An 18828-nucleotide genomic window follows, 5' to 3' on the forward strand; every position below is an offset into this window, starting at 1 on the left:
TCCGGGGCCGGTGGGCGGCTCGGTCAGCGGCTCCGGCCCGGTCAACGGGTCCGGCTCGGCCAGCGGGTCCGGCCCGGGCCCGGTCGACGGCCCGGCCAGCGGCTCGGCCCCGGTCAGCGGCTCGGGCTGAGGCCCTCGACGGTGAGGGTGAAGAGGCGGTCGGCCTGGATCGCCGGTTCGGCGTGGTGCTCGGTGGCCAGGGCGATGCCGACGGCGAGGGTGATCAGGTCGTGGAAGGTGACGCCCGGCCTGACCGCCTCGTCGCGCAGGGCGCGGTGCAGCAGGGGCGTGGCCGCGGCTTCGAGCGCGGCACCGCAGGAGTGCTGCGCGGGGGCGTCGGTCGGGGGCTCGTACGTAAGCGCGTCGGCAAGTCCCCGGGCGGAGACGGCGTACCCCACGAGGTCGTGCAGCCACTCCAGCAGCGCGGCCCGGCTGTCGTCGGCCCGGGTCAGCTCTTCGGCGCGCCGGCAGAGGGCCTGGATGCGCTCCTGGAAGACGGCTTCGAGGAGGGCCTGGCGGCTGGGGAAGTGGCGGCGCACGGTGGCCGAGCCGACGCCTGCGGTACGGGCGACCTGTTCGAGGGAGGCGGCGGCACCGTGGCGGGCGACCTCCGCCTCGGCCACGGCGAGGATGCGGCTGTAGTTGCGGCGGGCGTCCGAGCGCTGACCGGTCACGTGCTCTCCTGACCTCTCCTTGCTAAGTGGTGGGCCCCGCCATATCGTAGCGAAGACGAAACGGCGGGCCCCGCCGTTTTGTGTTCGCGGTCCCGCAGACGATTCCCGAGGAGACACGGCCATGGCATCACCTTCTGCCCCCGTACTGGTCACCGGCGCCACCGGACGCCAGGGCGGGGCGGTCGCCCGAGCCCTGCTGGCCGCCGGTGTGCCGGTGCGCGCGCTGGTGCGCGACCCGCACGCGCCGCGCGCGAAGGCCGTCGAGGCGCTGGGCGTCGAACTGGTCACCGCAGACCTCTCCGACCGGTCCTCGCTGGATCCGGCCTGCGCGGGTGTCCGTGCCGTGTTCTCGGTGCAGATGCCGCCGATGGACGAGAGCGGGGTCGACTTCGCCGCGGAGCTGGCCCAGGCGACCCACCTGATCGAGGCGGCGCGGGCGGCCGGCGTACCCCAGCTCGTGCAGTCCTCGACCAGCGGGGTCGGACGGCACACGGAGACCCCGGGCTGGGCGGAAGGCCGCTGGGCGGCCATGGAGGGCTACTTCAGCACCAAGCAGGCGATCCTGGAGAAGGTGCGCGGGGCGGGCTTCGCCCGCTGGACGGTGATCAAGCCCGCCTTCTTCATGGACAACCTGCCCCAGCTGGCGCCCCACGGGCCGGAGGGCGGCCTGGCGACGGTCCTCCGGCCGGACACGACCCTGGCGCTGGTGGCGACGGAGGACATCGGCGCGGCCGTCGCCCACGCCGTCCAGGAGCCCGAGCGCTTCCACAAGGTGGAGCTGGAGCTCGCCGGTGACCTGCTCACCATGGAGGAGGTCGCCCGCACGCTGTCCACCGCGTGGGGCGTTCCGGTGGAGGCGCCGTCGATGAGCCTCGACGAGGCGCTCGCGGCGGGCATGCCGACGTGGGGCGCCGGACACGTCTGGAGCAACGCCGTCCTCCAGCCCGCCCGCCCCGAACTCGCCCTGGAGCTCGGGATTCCGGTGACCACGTTCGCCGCCTGGGCGCGAACCCACCTGACGGCGGTCTGAGAAGCGAGCAGCACCCGGCCGCCGGGCCGTACGGCCCACCGGCCACGCGCGGGTCCCTCCCCCGTTGCCCGGGGACCCGCGCGAGCCGTCGTGCGGGCCGACGGTCGTACGACACGGTCGGCCGGGGGCCCGGCGCCGTACCGTCGCGCGGTGCGGCCCTGTCCGGGCACCGGAAGTATCGCCTTTCGCCCGGGGAGGGGGCGAACGTTTTTCCGGGCGGCTCCCCGCCGGACGGGTCCTACGGCACCACGGAGAGCACCGTCACCACGGTGACCGTGGTGATCGCGGCCTGGAGGTTGCGGATCGCCTCCCTTACGCTCACGCCCGCCCAGTGGCCGTCGGCGATCTCCGCCATGCGCGGGGACACCTGCTTCTTCGGCAGGCCGGGGAAGGCCTGCGGGTGCATCCCCGTGGCGTGCACCAGGGCGACCAGCGCGCTCGTGCGGGCGTCCGGCTCGGCCCCGTCCAGCACCACCGAGGCCAGCCGCGCCCGCAGCTCCCGTTCGACGGAACCGTCGGCCTCCGGGTAGCGGCGCACCGGGAAGACACCGAGGGCCCGGTGCCGCTCCTCGGCCACCAGGCCGCGGGCGCAGAGGCTGCCCACGACGTCCTGCGAGCCCTTGACGTGCTCCCGGTTCAGCCAGTCGACCACCTTGCGGCTGCTGGAGGCCCCGTGGACCCAGCGCGCCACCCGGTCGAGTCGGCCGTCGAGGAGGGCATCGCCCGTCGGGGTCGGGTCGAAGACCTCGACGCGGCCGCCCTTCACCGTGACGCGGCCCGCCATCACCAGCTCCAGGAGCATGCCCGCGGCCACGCCCCAGCGCGCCGCCGACTCTGCCTTCGCCGCGCCGGTCGTGTCGTCCAGCGACAGCAGCATGATCTCTTCGCCCAGCGTGACGGCCATGGTCAGGCTCCCCCGTGCTCTCTTCGTGCCGATCGTTCTCTACGTGCCGATCGTTCTCTTCGTGCTGATCGGACAGACGTGAAGGACGCGGCCGGGGTTGCCCAGCGGGTGAAACTCCTGCTCAGGAGCGGTCCGGGACGGTCACCGCAGAGGCGTCCACAGCCGCCGCGAACGCCCCGCGCGCCAGCCGGTGCAGCAGCGCGGCGGTGGCCTCGCGGCCGGGGCGGGCCTCCGGGCGGGCCAGGTGCGGGGTGGAGTTCAGCAGGCCGAAGACGGCGTGCACGGTGAGGCGGGCCTCGTTCTCGGGCAGGCCCGGGTAGAGGGCGCGCACGACGCCGACCCAGACCTCGACGTACTCGCGCTGGAGCCGCCGCACCCGCTTGCGGTCCGTGTCGCGCAGCCGGTCCAGCTCGCGGTCGTGGAGGGTGATCAGGGGGCGGTCGTCGAGGGCGAAGTCGATGTGGCCCTCGATGAGCGCGTCCAGGAGGGCTTCCGGGGAGCCGTCGCCCCGGGCCGCGTCCTCCGACACCCGCAGCCGGCCGCCCTCCAGCAGCCGTTCGCTGATGCCCACCAGCAGCTCGGCGAGCATCGCGTCCTTGCCGGGGAAGTGGCGGTAGAGGCCGGGGCCGCTGATGCCGACGGCGGCGCCTATCTCGTCCACGCCGACACCGTGGAAGCCGCGCTCGGCGAAGAGGCGTGCGGCCTCCCGCAGGATCTGCTCGCGGCGGGTGGGAGCCGCGACGCGGGCGGTGGCATGGGTGCTCATGAGGATTCATTCTAGACAGGGTCGTTAGCGCTCGTTAACCTGAGGGAAACGCGTTAACGGTCATTAACACCACGGACATGATCGCGGTACGGGCAAGGGGGCTCGACACGATGCAGCAGGCACCGGTCCTGGCGAGCGCGGCCGATCCCGCCTCGGAGGCCTGGCAGGCCAACGAGGCGGCGCATCACGCGCTCTCCGACGAGCTGGCGGCACGGCTCGCCACGGCACGGCTGGGCGGGGGTGAGAAGGCGCGGGCCCGCCATGAGGCGCGCGGCAAGCTGCTCCCCCGGGACCGGGTGGACACCCTCCTCGACCCGGGTTCGCCGTTCCTGGAGCTGGCCCCCCTGGCGGCCAACGGGATGTACGGGGACCAGGCCCCGGCCGCCGGTGTCATCGCGGGGATCGGGCGGGTCTCGGGCCGGGAGTGCGTGATCGTCGCCAATGACGCGACCGTCAAGGGCGGCACGTACTACCCGATGACCGTGAAGAAGCATCTGCGCGCGCAGGAAGTGGCCCTGGAGAACCGTCTCCCCTGCCTCTACCTGGTCGACTCGGGCGGCGCCTTCCTCCCGATGCAGGACGAGGTGTTCCCCGACCGGGACCACTTCGGGCGGATCTTCTACAACCAGGCGCGCATGTCGGCGGCCGGGATTCCGCAGATCGCGGCGGTGCTGGGCTCCTGCACGGCGGGTGGGGCGTACGTCCCGGCGATGAGCGACGAGGCCGTGATCGTCCGCAACCAGGGCACGATCTTCCTCGGCGGCCCGCCCCTGGTGAAGGCCGCGACCGGCGAGGTCGTCACGGCGGAGGAGCTGGGCGGCGGCGAGGTCCACTCCCGGATCTCCGGCGTCACCGACCACCTCGCGGAGGACGACGCGCACGCCCTGCGGATCGTCCGCAACATCGTGGCGACCCTCCCGGACCGCGCCCCGCTCCCCTGGTCGGTGGAGCCGGCCGAGGAGCCGAAGGCCGACCCGGCGGGGCTGTACGGGGCGGTGCCGGTGGACTCCCGGACACCGTACGACGTACGCGAGGTGATCGCCCGGGTGGTGGACGGCTCGCGCTTCCAGGAGTTCAAGGCGGAGTACGGGCAGACGCTGATCACCGGCTTCGCCCGCATCCACGGCCACCCGGTGGGCATCGTCGCGAACAACGGCATCCTGTTCGCCGAGTCGGCCCAGAAGGGCGCGCACTTCATCGAGTTGTGCGACCAGCGCGGCATCCCGCTCGTCTTCCTCCAGAACATCTCCGGCTTCATGGTCGGCAAGGACTACGAGCACGGCGGCATCGCCAAGCACGGCGCGAAGATGGTCACGGCGGTCGCCACCACCCGTGTCCCGAAGCTGACGGTCGTGGTCGGCGGTTCGTACGGGGCGGGCAACTACTCGATGTGCGGCCGGGCCTACTCGCCGCGCTTCCTGTGGATGTGGCCGAACGCCAAGATCTCCGTGATGGGCGGCGAGCAGGCGGCCTCCGTCCTGGCCACCGTCAAGCGCGACCAGCTCGGCGACGAGTGGAGCGCCGAGGACGAGGAGACGTTCAAGGCCCCGATCCGCGCCCAGTACGAGACCCAGGGCAACGCGTACTACGCCACCGCCCGGCTCTGGGACGACGGCGTGATCGACCCCGTGGACACCCGGCAGGTGCTGGGCCTCGCCCTCACGGCCTGCGCCAACGCCCCGCTGCCCCAGAAGGACCCGGCCGGTCCCGGCTTCGGCGTCTTCCGGATGTGAGGAACAGATGACGACGATGTTCGACACCGTGCTGGTCGCCAACCGCGGCGAGATCGCCGTCCGGGTGATCCGGACCCTGCGCGAGCTGGGGGTGCGCTCGGTCGCGGTCTTCAGCGACGCGGACGCGGACGCCCGGCACGTACGGGAGGCGGACACGGCGGTACGGATCGGCCCGCCGCCGGCCGCCGAGAGCTACCTGAACGTGCCGGCGCTCCTCGAAGCGGCCCGCCGCACAGGAGCGCAGGCGGTCCACCCGGGCTACGGATTCCTGGCGGAGAACGCCGAGTTCGCGCAGGCATGCACGGACGCGGGCCTGGTCTTCATCGGCCCGCCCGCCTCCGCGATCTCCCTGATGGGCGACAAGATCCGGGCCAAGGAGACGGTCGCGGCGGCCGGGGTCCCGGTCGTGCCCGGCTCCTCCGGCAGCGGCCTCACGGATGCCCAACTGGAGGAATCAGCACGGCAGATCGGCACCCCGGTGCTCCTCAAGCCCTCGGCGGGCGGCGGCGGCAAGGGCATGCGGCTGGTCCGGGACGCGGCGGTGCTGGCGGAGGAGATCGCGGCGGCGAGGCGCGAGGCCCGGTCCTCCTTCGGCGACGACACGTTGCTGGTGGAGCGGTGGATCGACCGCCCGCGCCACATCGAGATCCAGGTGCTGGCCGACGCCCACGGCAACGTGGTCCACCTCGGCGAGCGCGAGTGCTCGCTCCAGCGCCGCCACCAGAAGATCATCGAGGAGGCGCCGAGCGTCCTCCTCGACGAGGAGACCCGGGCCGCGATGGGCGAGGCGGCCGTGCAGGCGGCGCGCAGCTGCGGGTATGTCGGCGCGGGGACGGTGGAGTTCATCGTCCCGGGCAACGACCCGGCCTCGTACTACTTCATGGAGATGAACACCCGCCTCCAGGTGGAGCACCCGGTCACCGAGCTGATCACCGGCCTGGACCTGGTGGAGTGGCAGCTGCGGGTGGCGTCGGGCGAGCAACTCCCGTACGCACAGCAGGACATCCGCCTCGACGGCTGGGCGATCGAGGCCCGCGTCTACGCCGAGGACCCCTCCCGCGGCTTTCTGCCCTCCGGCGGTACGGTGCTGGCGCTGCGCGAGCCGCAGGGCGGCGGGGTGCGGACGGACTCGGGGCTCAGCGAGGGCGTGCCGGTGGGCAGCCTGTACGACCCGATGCTGTCGAAGGTCATCGCGTACGGCCCCGACCGCGCGACCGCCATCCGCAAACTGCGGGCGGCCCTCGCGGACACGGTGATCCTGGGCGTCCCGACCAACGCGGGCTTCCTGCGCCGCCTGCTGGCCCACCCGGACGTGGTCTCGGGCAACCTGGACACGGGGCTGGTGGAGCGCGAGGCGGAGGGCCTGGTGCCGGACGGGGTTCCGGACGAGGTGTACGCGGCGGCCGCGGCGGTGCGGCGGGAGGCGCTGGAGCCCCGGCCGGACGCGGAGGGGTGGACGGACCCGTTCTCGGTGCCGAGCGGATGGCGTACGGGAGGTGTGCGGGCACCGCTGGCGTTCCCGCTGCGGGTGTCGGGCGCGGACCCGGTGACGTACGAGGCTCCGGCGGAGGCCGTGGTGACACCCGACCGGGTCACGGTCGAACTCGACGGCGCGGTAGGGCACTTCCACCGCTCCGGCGACTGGCTCGGCCGGGACGGCGACACCTGGCACGTCCAGGACCACGACCCGGTGGAGGCGTCCCTGAGCGGGGCGGGCCGGGGCGGGGCGGACACGCTGGCGGCCCCGATGCCGGGGACGGTCACGGTGGTGAAGGTGGCCGTCGGGGACGAGGTCGAGGCAGGTCAGAGCCTGCTCGTGGTGGAGGCGATGAAGATGGAGCACGTGATCTCCGCGCCGCACGCGGGGACGGTGACCGAGCTGGACGTCACGGCGGGCGCGACGGTGGCGATGGACCAGATCCTGGCGGTAGTCGCTCCTCGGGAGGACTCATGACCACGCTCCCCATGAAGGTCCCGGCGCCCGGTCTGCCGGCCCGGGTGCGCATCCACGAAGTGGGGGCGCGGGACGGGCTCCAGAACGAGAAGGAGACCGTACCGACGCCGGTGAAGGCGGAGTTCATCCGCCGGCTGGCCGTGGCGGGTCTGACGACCATCGAGGCGACGAGCTTCGTGCACCCGAAGTGGGTGCCCCAACTGGCGGACGCCGAGGAGCTGTTCCCGCTCCTGGGCGAGGTCGCCGACATCGGCGACGTATCCCTGCCGGTCCTTGTACCGAACGAACGCGGCCTGGACCGGGCGCTGGCGCTCGGGGCCAAGTCGATCGCGGTGTTCGGCTCGGCCACGGAGACGTTCGCGGCCCGCAACCTGAACCGCACGGTCGACGAATCGCTGGCCATGTTCGAACCGGTGGTGGCCCGCGCGAAGGCGGAGAAGGTGCACGTGCGCGGGTACCTGTCGATGTGCTTCGGCGACCCGTGGGAGGGCGCGGTCCCCATCGCCCAGGTGGTCAGGGTCGCGAAGGCGCTGATGGACCTGGGCTGCGACGAGCTGTCGCTGGGCGACACGATCGGGGTGGCGACGCCGGGCCACGTAACGGCGCTGCTGACAGCGCTGAACGAAGCGGCGGTCCCCACCGCGTCGATCGGCGTCCACTTCCACGACACGTACGGCCAGGCGCTGTCCAACACCCTGGCCGCGCTCCAGCACGGCGTGAGCACGGTGGACGCCTCGGCGGGCGGCCTGGGCGGCTGCCCGTACGCGAAGAGCGCCACGGGCAATCTCGCCACCGAGGACCTGGTCTGGATGCTGGACGGCCTCGGCATCGAGACCGGCGTCGACCTGGACGCCCTGGTCGCCACCAGCGTCTGGCTGGCCGAACACCTGGGCCGACCGAGCCCATCCCGCACGGTCCGCGCCCTGACCCCTCCCCCTTCTTCCCCCTCCCACAAGGAGTGAGTGACCCCATGTCCCTGGACCACCGGCTGACCGCCGAGCACGAGGAACTGCGCCGCACGGTCGAGGAGTTCGCGCACGACGTGGTCGCGCCGAAGATCGGCGACTTCTACGAGCGCCATGAATTCCCGTACGAGATCGTGCGCGAGATGGGCCGGATGGGCCTGTTCGGGCTGCCGTTCCCGGAGGAGTACGGCGGCATGGGCGGCGACTACCTCGCGCTCGGGATCGCCCTGGAGGAGCTGGCCCGGGTCGACTCGTCGGTGGCGATCACCCTGGAGGCCGGGGTCTCGCTGGGCGCGATGCCGCTCCATCTCTTCGGCACGGAGGAGCAGAAGCGGCAGTGGCTGCCGAAGCTGTGTGCGGGCGAGGCGCTGGGCGCGTTCGGCCTGACCGAGCCGGACGGCGGGTCGGACGCGGGCGGTACACGGACGACGGCGGTGCTGGACGAGGCGACGAACGAGTGGGTGATCAACGGCTCGAAGTGCTTCATCACCAACTCGGGTACGGACATCACCGATTTGGTCACGGTCACGGCGGTGACCGGCCGCAAGGAGGACGGCCGCCCGAGGATCTCCGCGATCATCGTCCCCTCCGGCACCCCCGGCTTCACGGTCGCGGCCCCGTACTCCAAGGTCGGCTGGAACGCCTCGGACACCCGCGAACTGTCCTTCGCCGACGTCCGCGTGCCTGCCGCCAACCTGTTGGGTGAGGAGGGCCGGGGCTACGCCCAGTTCCTGCGCATCCTGGACGAGGGCCGCGTCGCGATCTCCGCCCTGGCCACGGGCCTGGCACAGGGCTGCGTGGACGAGTCGGTGAAGTACGCGGCCGAGCGCCACGCGTTCGGCAAGCCGATCGGCGCGAACCAGGCGATCCAGTTCAAGATCGCCGACATGGAGATGCGCGCCCACATGGCCCGCGTGGGCTGGCGCGACGCCGCCTCCCGTCTAGTGGCGGGCGAACCGTTCAAGAAGGAGGCGGCGATCGCGAAGCTGTACTCCTCCACGGTCGCGGTGGACAACGCCCGCGAGGCGACGCAGATCCACGGCGGGTACGGCTTCATGAACGAGTACCCGGTGGCGCGGATGTGGCGCGACTCGAAGATCCTGGAGATCGGCGAGGGGACGTCGGAGGTCCAGCGGATGCTGATCGCGCGGGAGTTGGGGCTGCCGGGCTGATCCGCACCACCTGCTGATGCCCTGACCGCCCCGGTCGCCGTGAGCTGCTCTCACGGCGACCACCACGCCCCCGCCCTGCTCGGTCATCAAAGGGCTCGGCAGCCATGACCTGGGGGGTGGCCGACATCCGCTTCTCCCGGGCCGGCCGTCCTCGACGCGGCCGGTGTGGAGGTGGACTCCGTACTGCTGGTCAGCAAGCCGTACGAGGAGAGGCGCGCTTACGCCACGGCCCGCAAGCTGTGGCCGGGGGTCGGCATCGTGAGTGCTTCGGGTCCGATGACGTTCGAGGAGTACGTGGCCCCGATCGGGGACGACCGGAGGGCCTCGACATGCTCGTCGGTGCCCTGCAACGGCTGCTCGTCCACCCGGCTCAGGGCTTCTTGATCGAACAGCCCGTCCCGGACGAGGTGGCGGCGGCGTACGAGCGGCTGGTCGGGGCCGGGTTCACCAGCAGGTTGATCCCGTAGGGCTGGAGCCCGTCGGGCTCCAGCGTGACCACCGCGTCCGCTGGCCATGGGGGCGGCCGCGACACGGCGTTCGGGGGTGGGCGTGCGGTCAGCGGGCGCCGGCATGGCCGGGGTCGAAGGTTTCGTCGGCCAGCAGGTCGGCGGCGGCGCCGTCCAGCAAGGTCTGCATCTCGTTCGAACGGGGCAGCATCGTCTTCTCGTAGGCGCGGATGGCGTCGGCGATGCTGTCGTGGCCGACGACGGCGAGGGCGAGTTCGGCGGCGTCGAGCATGGCGAGGTTGACGCCGACGCCGAGCGGGGGCATGAGGTGTGCGGCGTCGCCGAGCAGGGTGACGGTGGGGTTGGTCTCCCAGGTGTGGGGAACGGGCAGGGCGTAGAGGGGGCGGTCGATGTACGGGCCGTCGTTCTCGGCGATCAGGCGGAGGAGGCCCGGCGCCCAGTCGCGGTAGCGGTTGAGGAGCAGGGCGCGGATGCCGTCGGTGTCCTGGCCGGTGAGACCCGCCCGGGCGAGCCAGTCTGCGGAGTCGGCCACGATGATGTAGACGCGGATGTGGCCGCCGCTGTTGCGCTGGGCGAACAGGCAGCGTTCACCGTCGGCCGCCATGGCGCTTCCCTGCCCGACGAGGTCCGCGATGGCGCGGTGCCGGGTCTCGACGTCGTCGAACCGGGCTTCGAGGTAGTTGATGCCGATGTGCTGAGGCGTGGCGTCCGAGAGGACGCGTCGGACCTTGGACCAGGCACCGTCGGCGCCGATGACGAGGTCGGCTTCGACGACGGTGCCGTCGGCGAAGTGGAGCCGGCGGGGGCCGTCGGCGGGGCCTTCGACGCTGTTGAGGGTGTGGTTCCAGCGGACGGTGCCGGGGGCGAGGGAGCCCAGCAGAAGGTCGCGCAGCTGGCCGCGGTCGATCTCGGGGGCGGAGAACTGGCCCTCGGTGGGGCGCCGGTGGAAGCGGATCGCGGCGTCGGCCGCGTGGAACTGGCGCATCTCCTGGCCCTCGGGGCGGGCGAGACGCGTGAACTCCTCCATCAGCCCCGCTTCTTCGAGCGCGAGCTGGCCGTCATCGGGGTGGAGGTCCAGGGTGCCGCCTTGGTTGCGGTCGTCGGGGCCGGAGGCGCGGTCGTGGACGGTCGCGGGGATGCCGTGGACCTGGAGGATGCGCGCACAGGTCAGGCCGCCGGGACCGGCGCCGATGATGGCGATGCGGGGTGTGGGTGTGGGTGTGGGTGTGGTGGGCATGGTGGTGCTCCGTTCCTGTGGCCCGGCAGGGGGGGCCGGACGGGATTGCGGGGAGGGGCGGCAGGCCTCTGGCGGCCGCTGAACCAGAAAAGCACAGCGATTCAATAAGTGCAACGAGTCAACTTTTTGAATCGGGCCACAAGTGTTGTAGGTTGCCTGTATGCACGCCGAGAGTGAGACCGCTCCCGCGCCGATGGGGCGCCGCGAGCGCAAGAAGGCGGCCACCCGCCAGGCCATCGCCGACGCCGCCCTGCGCCTGTTCCTGGAACGCGGTTACGACGAGGTCAGCCTCCGCGAGATCGCGGACGCCGCCGACGTGTCCACCACCACGCTCTTCAAGCACTTCTCGGGCAAGGAGGCCCTCGTCTTCGACCGGCAGGACGAGATGCGCATCCACCTTCTCGACGCCGTGCGCGAACGCCCCGAGGGCCGGACCATCCCGGCCGCCCTGTGCGAGCACGCCCTGCGGTACCGCCTGCGCGGCCCCCATGACGAGCCCGGCGGCGCGGCCTTCGTCGCCCTGGTCAACAGCACCCCGGCCCTGGTCGCCTACCAGCAGGCCGCATGGATGGACTACACGGCCGACCTGGCGGCGGCCATCGCGGAGGAGAGCGGCCTCGACGCCGACGACCCCGCCTGCACCGCGCTGGCCCACTTCGCCCTCGAAGCACCGCACGCCTTCCGCGGACACCCGGACGGCGCCGAAGCCATCCGCCGCGCCTTCGCACTGCTGGAGAACGGCTGGCAGGGCACCGCGGAGGCGTGACCCGCCCCCGCCCGGACCCGGATGTCGAATGATCCGCGAGAGGGGTGCGCCCGTCCGCACGCGGCAGGGCCGCAAGCGGACGGGCGCACCCCCCGGGGGACTGTCCCTTACCGAGCCCCGCCGCCTACAGGTCCGGGTTGGTCGTCAGGGCCACGTCGAAGACGTGCATGATGCCCCGGTCCGTGCCCTGCGGCAGGGTCACCGACTTCACGCGCTTCTTCCCGTCCAGCACCTGCGGGACCGTGCCGAAGACCACCGTGCGCGTCGTGTCCGACGTGCCGTTCACCTTGTTGCGGCCCTCCGTGACCACCAACGGGACGTTGCCGTAGAGGTAGTTGGTGCCGGGCGTCCAGTCGGTGAACTGCACCGCGACATTCTGCGCCGAGCCGTCCACGTACTCCACCGTCGCCAGGCCCTGCGAGGGGCCGTTGGTCGCCAGGCCGAGGAAGGAGATGCCCGTCGCCTTGGTCCCCTTGCCGTTCTTGCCGCCGAGGTCGATGCGCTGGCCGTGCGGGATCCAGTTGTCCGGCTGCCCCTCCTTCGTCCTCGGCCAGGTGAACGTGATCCCCGTGTCGCCCAGCGGCAGCTTCGCGCCGGGGGCCGCGCCCGCCGCCGTCAGCTTCTCGCGGGAGAGGGAGTTGTCGCTGAGGTCGAGGGAGCCCAGCTTGCCCTGGCCGTCGGGGGTGGAGCCGATGTTGTTGCGGGCGTCGGAGCCGTCGGTGTACGACGGGGGTACGTCCGCCGGCCCTGTGCCCCATGCCCCCGGGGCCTCGCCCATCGTGTACGTCAGTACGCCGCCCGCCCGCGCGAAGTCCTCGTTCAGCCAGGATTTCGTCGTGGCGCGGCCGTTGACCTTGAGCCCCGTCACATACGGCCTGTCCGACGCCGCCCCCTCCGCCTTGACCGTGATCCGGCGGTCGCTGTCCGCGCTGTCGATCACGATCCGGTCGAACATCGGCGAGCTGAGCACCAGGTTCGCCGTGCCGTACACCGTGGGGTTCATCCCCAGGTTCGCCCATACGTACCAGGAGCTGAGCGACCCCAGGTCGTCGTTGCCCGGCAGGCCCGACGGGGTCGTGCCGTACATCTCGTCCGTCGCGCGGCGCAGCACCTCCGACGTGCGGTGCGGCTGCCGAAGCCAGTTGTAGACGTACGGCATCGAGAAGCTCGGCTGGTTGGAGAGGTAGGCGCCCGTGGTGTTGTAGACGCCGGCGTCCAGGGCCCTGGTGTGCTCGTCCAGGTCCCGCGTGACCGGTTCGATGCCTCCCCGCTCCTCGATCAGCGTTCCGACGTTCTGCGGGACCATCCAGCCGTACTGGTAGCCGGTCGCCTGCTCGAACTGGTTGCCGCGCTCACCGAGGTTGAAGGAGCGGTCGAAGCCGTTGCGGCCGCGCGGGCGGATGCGCTGTGTCTCCGGGTCGAGGAGGTTCTGCCAGTTCTGCGCCCGCGTCATGAACTGGTCGTACGACGCCTTCTCGCCGAGCCTGCCCGCCAGTTGGGCGATGGCGAAGTCGTCGATCGCGTACTCCAGCGTCTTGGACGTGGCCGAGTCGCCCTTGCCGTTGTCGATGAAACCGGCGCTGAAATACTGCTGCGCGTGCGCCCGCTTCGTCGTGTCGGCGGGGAGCGACTGCGTCTTCCGCATCGACGCGAGCGCCGCCTTGCGGTCGTAGTCCACACTGCCGAACGCGTCGATCGACGACAGCACCACCTGGAGCGAGTCCCCGCTCATCTTCTGCTGCGACTGGTTCAGGTGGGGCCAGTTGGGCCATGCGCCCGTCTGCTTCACCAGGTCCACCAGCGACTGGTTGATGTCGTCCCCGACCTTCGGGAAGAGCAGGGCGATCAGCTGGGCCTGGCCCCGGTACATGTCCCAGCCCGCGTACGTGACGTAGTGGTGCCGGCCGGCAGAGACCTTACGGACCTTGCCGTCGTGGCCGGGGTACTGGCCGTTCACGTCGTCGGAGACGTTCGGGTGGAGGAGGGAGTGGTAGAGCGCGGTGTAGAACTTCACCCGTTCCGACTTGGTGCCGCCGGTCGCCTTCACCGTCGACAGCGCGTCCTTCCACGTCTGCGCCGTCGCCTTGCGCACCTGGTCGAAGGTGCGGCCGCCGGTCTCCTCCTCCGCGTTGCGGGCCGCGTTCGCCACGCTCACGTAGCTCAGCCCGGTCCGCGCGGTGACCGTCGCGCCCTTCGGGAAGACGAGGTACGCCCCCGAGCCGTGCTTGGCCTCGCCACCGCGCGCGGTCGCCGCGCCCGGGGTGACCGAGCCGCCCTGCCAGGTGCCGTACGAGGTGAACGCGCGGTCGAAGGTCGAGGAGAAGTAGGCCCGGTACCGGCCGCCCTCGTCGCACACCGACGCCGTCTCGACCCAGCCGCTGACCGTGCGGCCCTCGACCCTGACCTCGCTGTCGAAGACCCGGTTGTTGGAGCCCGCCACATCCAGGATCAGCGTGGAGGAGTCCTTGCGGGCCGGAAACTCGTACCGGTTGACGGCAGTTCGGGTGGTCGCGGTCAGCTCGGTCTCCACGCCGTTGCCGAGGCCGACCGTGTAGTGGCCGGGTGCCGCCGTCTCGTCGCGGTGGTCGAAGTCCAGGTAGTACGGGTCGATCTTCGTGCCGGGGCTGGTCGGCAGCGCGCCCCCGTCGAGAGGGCCCGTGTACGGCAGCACCGGGAAGTCGAAGGCGCTGAACCGGCCCTCGCAGCCGGTGCCGGAGAGCCGGGTCATCCCGAAGCCACGGATCTTGTCCGCGCTGTACTCGTATCCGCCCTTCTGGTCGCCGTCCGAGGAGCGGTACGTCGTCGGGCTGGACTGGACCATGCCGAACGGGGTCGTGGCTCCCGGCCAGGTGTTGCCGTACGCGCTGTTGCCCTTGTTCTGCTTCGGGTCCAACTCCGTCCCGATGAACGGGTCCACGGCGTCGTACGCACTGATCGTGGAGGCGCGCGCGGTGACGTCCGGAGACGGGGCGGTGACGGTGACGGTGACGGCGGCCGTGGCCGGGGTCAGACCGGCGACCAGCGCGCCGGACGTGAGCGCGGCCGTGGCCACGGCGCGAAGCCGGGCCCGTCTCGTGCGCGGTGCCGGGCGTGCGGCGGGGGCGGTGGCGGTGGGTTCCCGCATGGGCGGTCCTCTCGGGCAGGCGGTTAGAGGAGGGGAGGTGGGGCGTGGGGAGTCGGCCCGGGAACGAGGGTCCGGTTGAACGAATGACAACGTTGTCCGACCCCCGTCCGGGCGCGGGCACCACAGTGCTCGGCACAGTTTTCCCCTGGAGGGCCCCGATGGGAAGACCTGGCCAACAACGCCCGTCCCGAAGACGTCACCCGGAGGCGGCGGCCTCCGCCTCCGCGACCTGGCGGCTGTCGTACTCCGCGCGCGCCCTCGCGATCTCCTGCTGGTGGCCCTCGGTCCAGTCGACCAGGGACCGGATCGTCGCGTGCAGGGTCGCGCCCATCGGCGTGAGCTCGTACTCCACGCGCGGCGGGACGACCGGGTAGACCGTACGCCGCACCAGGCCGTCGCGTTCGAGCTGGCGCAGGGTCACCGTGAGCATCCGCTGGCTGATGCCGTCGATCAGGCGGCGCAGCTCGGAGAAGCGCAGCGTCCGGCGCTCCAGGTGCGCTATGGCGAGCAGCGACCACTTGTCCGCGACGCGGTCGAGGATCTGGCGCACCTCGCAGCCCTCGCGGACATCCCAGTTGCTGATGTCGAAGTCCTGCTCGACTCCGGTATCGCCGCAGTTACCCGGTGACTTCAAAGTGCCTTCTTCCATGGTCCCTCAGCGTGCCGCATGCTTCGAGTGGTTACAAGAGGGAACCGACCAGCACTTCGGTAACTCTGCTTCCTTTCGCATGCATTGAGGACCTGCTCCCTCAAACCCCCTTCCACGAACCGCCGTTGCGGTGGTTCGCCCTGCCCGTTCCCCGTTCCCCTCCCCAGGAGAAGCCCCGTGTCCACATCACCACCCCTTTCGAGCACCGGCACCTCCACCCGTATGACCGGGCGCGCGTGGGGCGTGCTGTTCGTGCTCTGCGGGGCGATCTTCCTCGAAGGCATCGACGTGGCCATGCCGAACGTGGCCATGCCCGCGATCCGCGCCGACCTGGGGCTCTCCACCGGCACCCTCCAGTGGGTGATGAGCGCGTACGTCCTCGGCTACGGCGGCTTCATGCTGCTGGGCGGACGGGCGGCCGACCTGTTCGAGCGGCGGCGGATGTTCCTCCTCTGGCTCGTGGTCTTCCTGCTCTTCTCCGGACTCGGCGGGCTGGCCGCCGAAGGGTGGATGCTGATCCTCGCCCGGTTCGTGACGGGTGTCTCCGCCGCCTTCATGACTCCGGCCGGCCTGTCGATCATCACCACCGGCTTTCCGGAGGGGCCGCAGCGCAACAAGGCCCTGCTCGTCCACTCCGGCACCGCGGCGGGCGGTTTCTCCATCGGCCTGGTCGTCGGCGGGCTGCTCTCCGCCGTCGACTGGCGCTGGGTGTTCTTCGCCCCGGTCATCCTCTCCGCCCTCATCCTTCTCGCCGCGCTGCGGCTCGTCCCGAAGTCGCCGCGCCCTGACCGCACCGGGCAGGGCGTCGACCTGGCGGGAGCGGTCACCGTCACCGGCGGGATCCTGCTCCTCGTCCTCGGCGTGGAGCGGGTCACGCACGCCTCGGCCGCCTGGACGACCGGCACGATCGGTACCGCGCTCCTGCTCTTCCTCGCGTTCGCCCTCATCGAACGCCGCTCGGCCTCGCCCCTGGTACGCCTGGGCCTCTTCCGTAACGGGCCGCTGGTCCGCGCCAATGTGTCGGGGCTGCTCTTCGCCGCGGGCTTCTTCGGGTTCCAGTTCATCGCCGTGCTCTATCTCCAGGAGCTGCGGGGCTGGTCGCCCCTCCGGACGAGCCTCGCCTTGATCGTCATCGGCCTGGACGCGGTCCTGTCCCCGCTCCTCACCCCGAAGCTGGTGGCCCGGTTCGGCAACGCACGCGTCATCTTCGGCGGGCTGCTCCTCGCCTCCCTGGCGTACGCGCTGTTCCTGCCGCTCACCGCCGACTGGGCCTATCTCGCGATGCTCCCGAGCCTGGTCCTGCTCGGCGTGGCCTTCTCGCTGGCGTACGGTCCGCTGACGATCACGGCCACCGACGGCATCGCGGAGGCCGAACAGGGCGTCGCGGGCGGGCTGCTCCACACCTCCTTCCAGTTCGGCGCCGCGCTCGGCCTGTCCTCCGTCGCCGCCGTCAACATCGCGGCCACCGACGGGACTTCGGCGGCCGCCCTCCTCGACGGCTACCGGGCGGCGCTCGTCGTCCCGCTGGCCGCCGCCCTGACCGCCACCGCCGTCGGCGCCTTCGGGCTGCGCCGCCGGGCCGGAAGGCCGAATGCGGGGCCCGGCGACCCGTCCCGCGCCGCCCCGGAATCCGTTCGACAATCCGACCTGCCCTCCGGCAAAGTCCCTGCATGAACCACCGACACTGGCCCCTCCACGGCCTCCGGATCCGTACCCCCCGCCTCGAACTGCGCCTGCCCGACGGGGACCTCCTCGACGAGCTGGCCTCGGTCGGGGCGGGCGGGGTGCACACCCCGGACCGGATGCCGTTCCTCGTACCGTGGACCGACGGCGAGCCCGACGAGGTCGGCCGGGCCACCTACCAGCACGTGCTGGGCACCATCGCCGGGTGGACGGTCCAGGAGTGGCACCTCTCCCTGGCCGTCCTCCACGAGGGCAAGGTCGTGGGGCGGCAGGACGTGATGGGCCAGGAGTTCGGCGTACGGCGCGAAGTGGTGACCGGGTCGTGGCTCGGCCTCCCCCACCAGGGGCAGGGCATCGGCACGGAGATGCGGGCCGCCGCCCTCCATCTGGCCTTCGAGGGGCTCGGCGCCCGGTACGCCGTCTCCGAGGCCAGGACGGACAACGCCCGTTCGCTCGGCGTCTCGCGGCGGCTCGGGTACGAGCCCGACGGCCTCCAGGTCCAGGTGGTCCGCGGGGAGGCCGCCACCTTTCAGCGGCTGCGGCTGGACCGGGCCGGGTGGGAGAAGCACCGCAGTGTCGACGTCACCGTGGAGGGCCTCGACGCCTGCCGGGCCGACTTCGGGGCGTAGAACCGGCGGGGGCGGGGCTCCGCAAGGGCGGGGCCGGGGGTGAGGCGCTGCCCCCGGCCCCGCCCGACACCGTGACCGCCTAGCAAGGTTAGGCTAACCTTCCTTCGGACTGCCCTCGCCGGAGCCGGGCCCGTCCGCCCGTCGCTCCTGCCCGTTCCGGAGGAGCCCTCGTTGACGACGACTGCCGCCGTTCCCCAAGTAGCCCCGTTCCGGTTCTTCGACCTGACCGTTCTACGGGTCAGGCGGCTCGGCCCCTCCATGCTCCGGATCACCCTGGGCGGGCCCGGGGCCGAGGGGTTCCGGGCCGGGGGGCGTGACCAGAGCCTGTCGATCTTCCTGCCGCACCCGGGGCAGAGCGAGGCCGTGGTGCCGGAGGGTGAGGACGGGGCCTGGTACCCGAAATGGCGGGCGCTGCCCGAGGACGTACGGGCGGTGATGCGGTCGTACACCGTGCGGGCCCAGCGCGTGAAGGCCGACGGCTCCACCGAGGTGGACATCGACTTCGCCCTCCACGGTGACGGCGGTCCGGCCTCCCGGTGGGCGCTCACGGCCGCGGCGGGCGACCGGCTCAAGGTGCTGGGGCCCGCCGTCGAGGACAACACCTCCGTACGGTTCCGGCCGCCGGCGGACACCGACTGGGTCCTCATCTGGGCCGACGAGACGGCCCTGCCGGCCGCGTCCGCCGCCCTGGAGTGGCTGCCCCCGGGCACGCCCGCCCGGGTCTGGCTGGAGGTGCCGAAGACGGAGGACCGGCAGGCCCTCAACACCGCCGCCAAGGCCCGGATCAGCTGGCTCGTCCGGAGCGAGGGCGCCCTGCCCGCCGTGGAGGCCGTGCGCGGTGCCGAGCTGCCCGAGGGCACCCCGTACGTCTGGATCGCGGGCGAGTCCTCCGAGGTGCGGGCGCTCCGCCGCCACCTGGTCCAGGAGCGCGGCTTCGACCGCAAGCGGGTCACCTTCGTCGGGTACTGGCGGCGCGGGCTCAGCGAGGAGCAGCTGCGGGCCGAGGCGATCGCGCGGGCCGGGGCCGAGGAGTAGCCCCCCAGGCGCGGGCGCCGGGGGGCGGGGGGCAACCGGT

At 72.0% G+C, this 18828-nt stretch carries 15 protein-coding genes and 1 pseudogene; 10 read left to right on the plus strand and 6 right to left on the minus strand.

Translation table 11 applies throughout. From position 1 onward, the window contains the following. Positions 1 to 113 precede the first annotated feature (113 nt). Positions 114 to 674: a TetR/AcrR family transcriptional regulator gene (locus GTY67_RS10480; RefSeq protein WP_161278479.1), complete on the minus strand. Its 561-nt coding sequence runs from the start codon at positions 672 to 674 to the stop codon at positions 114 to 116. 121 nt (positions 675 to 795) lie between these two features. Between GTY67_RS10480 and GTY67_RS10485 the strand changes: the two genes are divergently transcribed. Continuing rightward, complete coding sequence (locus GTY67_RS10485; protein ID WP_161278480.1) at positions 796 to 1704, plus strand: NmrA family NAD(P)-binding protein; 909 nt, start codon at positions 796 to 798, stop codon at positions 1702 to 1704. 238 nt (positions 1705 to 1942) lie between these two features. Here GTY67_RS10485 and GTY67_RS10490 read toward each other — a convergent pair whose 3' ends face one another. Both GTY67_RS10490 and GTY67_RS10495 read right to left on the minus strand, forming a co-directional pair. Continuing rightward, a complete protein-coding gene (locus GTY67_RS10490; RefSeq protein WP_161278481.1) occupies positions 1943 to 2608 on the minus strand; it encodes a GPP34 family phosphoprotein in 666 nt (221 codons plus the stop codon). A gap of 121 nt (positions 2609 to 2729) precedes the next feature. After that, complete coding sequence (locus GTY67_RS10495) at positions 2730 to 3374, minus strand: TetR/AcrR family transcriptional regulator (RefSeq protein ID WP_161278482.1); 645 nt, start codon at positions 3372 to 3374, stop codon at positions 2730 to 2732. A gap of 110 nt (positions 3375 to 3484) precedes the next feature. Here GTY67_RS10495 and GTY67_RS10500 point away from each other — a divergent pair, with 110 nt between their 5' ends. The 5 genes and pseudogenes from GTY67_RS10500 to GTY67_RS10520 all read left to right on the plus strand — a co-directional run. After that, positions 3485 to 5107 carry a carboxyl transferase domain-containing protein gene (locus GTY67_RS10500; protein WP_161278483.1) on the plus strand — a complete coding sequence of 541 codons (1623 nt, stop codon included), beginning with the start codon at positions 3485 to 3487 and terminating at the stop codon, positions 5105 to 5107. Between the two features lie 7 nt (positions 5108 to 5114). Next, entirely contained in the window at positions 5115 to 7061 is a 1947-nt protein-coding gene (locus tag GTY67_RS10505) for an acetyl/propionyl/methylcrotonyl-CoA carboxylase subunit alpha (RefSeq protein ID WP_161278484.1), read from the plus strand. Further along, positions 7058 to 8023: a hydroxymethylglutaryl-CoA lyase gene (locus GTY67_RS10510; RefSeq protein WP_161278485.1), complete on the plus strand. Its 966-nt coding sequence runs from the start codon at positions 7058 to 7060 to the stop codon at positions 8021 to 8023. Before GTY67_RS10505 ends, GTY67_RS10510 begins: the two co-directional genes overlap by 4 nt. A gap of 8 nt (positions 8024 to 8031) precedes the next feature. Beyond that, a complete protein-coding gene (locus GTY67_RS10515) occupies positions 8032 to 9198 on the plus strand; it encodes an acyl-CoA dehydrogenase family protein (protein ID WP_161278486.1) in 1167 nt (388 codons plus the stop codon). 144 nt (positions 9199 to 9342) lie between these two features. Beyond that, a pseudogene (locus GTY67_RS10520) lies at positions 9343 to 9665 on the plus strand (YdcF family protein); the annotation flags it as partial. Positions 9666 to 9753: 88 nt separating this feature from the next. On the opposite strand, the gene GTY67_RS10525 reads toward GTY67_RS10520, so the two are convergent. Then, positions 9754 to 10902 (minus strand): NAD(P)/FAD-dependent oxidoreductase, encoded by a 1149-nt coding sequence (locus tag GTY67_RS10525; RefSeq protein ID WP_161278487.1) that lies wholly within the window; start codon positions 10900 to 10902, stop codon positions 9754 to 9756. Between the two features lie 160 nt (positions 10903 to 11062). Here GTY67_RS10525 and GTY67_RS10530 point away from each other — a divergent pair, with 160 nt between their 5' ends. Continuing rightward, complete coding sequence (locus GTY67_RS10530) at positions 11063 to 11668, plus strand: TetR/AcrR family transcriptional regulator (RefSeq protein WP_161278488.1); 606 nt, start codon at positions 11063 to 11065, stop codon at positions 11666 to 11668. 124 nt (positions 11669 to 11792) lie between these two features. On the opposite strand, the gene GTY67_RS10535 is transcribed toward GTY67_RS10530, so the two are convergent. Both GTY67_RS10535 and GTY67_RS10540 read right to left on the minus strand, forming a co-directional pair. After that, positions 11793 to 14792: a GH92 family glycosyl hydrolase gene (locus tag GTY67_RS10535; RefSeq protein ID WP_202461401.1), complete on the minus strand. Its 3000-nt coding sequence runs from the start codon at positions 14790 to 14792 to the stop codon at positions 11793 to 11795. Between the two features lie 196 nt (positions 14793 to 14988). Beyond that, positions 14989 to 15441, minus strand: coding sequence for a helix-turn-helix domain-containing protein (locus GTY67_RS10540; RefSeq protein ID WP_161278489.1), 453 nt, complete (start codon positions 15439 to 15441; stop codon positions 14989 to 14991). Positions 15442 to 15663: 222 nt separating this feature from the next. Between GTY67_RS10540 and GTY67_RS10545 the strand changes: the two genes are divergently transcribed. The 3 genes from GTY67_RS10545 (at position 15664) to GTY67_RS10555 (ending at position 18788) form a co-directional block, all read left to right on the plus strand. Continuing rightward, positions 15664 to 17115: an MFS transporter gene (locus GTY67_RS10545; protein WP_161280030.1), complete on the plus strand. Its 1452-nt coding sequence runs from the start codon at positions 15664 to 15666 to the stop codon at positions 17113 to 17115. Further along, positions 17112 to 17753 (plus strand): GNAT family protein, encoded by a 642-nt coding sequence (locus GTY67_RS10550; protein ID WP_161278490.1) that lies wholly within the window; start codon positions 17112 to 17114, stop codon positions 17751 to 17753. Before GTY67_RS10545 ends, GTY67_RS10550 begins: the two co-directional genes overlap by 4 nt. A 171-nt stretch (positions 17754 to 17924) precedes the next feature. Then, the gene (locus GTY67_RS10555; RefSeq protein ID WP_161278491.1) at positions 17925 to 18788 is read left to right on the plus strand and encodes a siderophore-interacting protein; all 864 of its coding nucleotides are present in this window, start codon (positions 17925 to 17927) and stop codon (positions 18786 to 18788) included. Positions 18789 to 18828 lie beyond the last annotated feature (40 nt).

This window comes from Streptomyces sp. SID8374, from assembly GCF_009865135.1.
Classification (GTDB): domain Bacteria; phylum Actinomycetota; class Actinomycetes; order Streptomycetales; family Streptomycetaceae; genus Streptomyces.